The organism is Escherichia sp. AM3, from assembly GCF_032029835.1.
Lineage (GTDB): Bacteria > Pseudomonadota > Gammaproteobacteria > Enterobacterales > Enterobacteriaceae > Escherichia > Escherichia coli.
The window spans coordinates 1-294 of sequence record NZ_JAVUPQ010000843.1 but is presented as its reverse complement, the minus strand read 5'-3'; the positions used below and the strand labels follow the sequence as shown (position 1 = coordinate 294).

The window sequence follows — 294 nt, the reverse complement described above, 5'->3', positions numbered from 1 at the left end:
CACACGCATTGTGTTTAACGCCAATGACAAAGCCACCAGCCTGCGTATCGAAAACCAAAGTGACAAACTGCCTTATCTTGCTTATTCCTGGATAGAAAATGAAAAAGGGGAGAAAAGCGATGCTCTTCTGGTCGCTTTGCCCCCTATTCAACGTCTGGAACCGAAAGCGACATCGCAGGTGCGGGTTGTGAAACAAGCCTCAACCACACAATTACCTGGCGATCGCGAAACGCTATTTTTCTACAATATGCGCGAAATTCCTCCCGCTCCGGATAAAAGCAGCGACCATGCGAT

Annotated in this window: 1 protein-coding gene; it reads left to right on the top strand. The window is 48.3% G+C overall.

Annotation, left to right across the window (positions count from 1 at the left end; all coding sequences use genetic code 11):
* Positions 1-294: molecular chaperone (locus RTW80_RS28655; protein ID WP_312721484.1), on the top strand; the 294-nt coding region annotated here is incomplete at both ends.